Annotated in this window: 1 protein-coding gene; it reads left to right on the top strand. The window is 41.2% G+C overall.

Translation table 11 applies throughout. The features are described from left to right. Positions 1–78: 78 nt before the first annotated feature. Positions 79–437 (top strand): ClpXP protease specificity-enhancing factor (locus M3175_RS26065; RefSeq protein WP_251524611.1); only part of this gene is annotated, 359 nt, incomplete at its 3' end.

Here is a 437-nt window from a genome sequence, read left to right as displayed (position 1 = left end):
AATATATGGAGCGGATGTTTAATCGCCCAACCTTTAAAACTAGTTTAAAATAGTAATCATTAAAATAAGAGAATCATCATGGAAAACGACTTTCAACTCACCCCGACTCGCCCTTATATGGTACGCGCTATTTTTGAATGGCTTGAAGACACTAACCTAACCCCACAAAACAAGGTCGATACGACACAACCCAATGTCACGCTGCCTGTCGAATATGTGCAAGATGGTCGTATCGTACTTAATATCGCTAGTCGTGCCACAGGTAATTTGGTCATTAATAATGATTTTATTAATTTTCATGCGCGATTTGGCGGCGTTTCGCAAGAATTATGGGTACCGATGCAAGCGGTGATGGGGATTTATGCCAGAGAAAATTCACAAGGCATGTTCTTTGACCCAACGGAATACGATAATGCCCCGCAATCTGAAATCAATGC

Origin of the sequence: Robertmurraya korlensis (assembly GCF_023715225.1) — a bacterium.
Lineage (GTDB): Bacteria > Bacillota > Bacilli > Bacillales > Cytobacillaceae > Robertmurraya_A.
The sequence above is the reverse complement of the archived record's forward strand: the minus strand, read 5'-3'. Positions and strand labels throughout refer to the sequence as shown.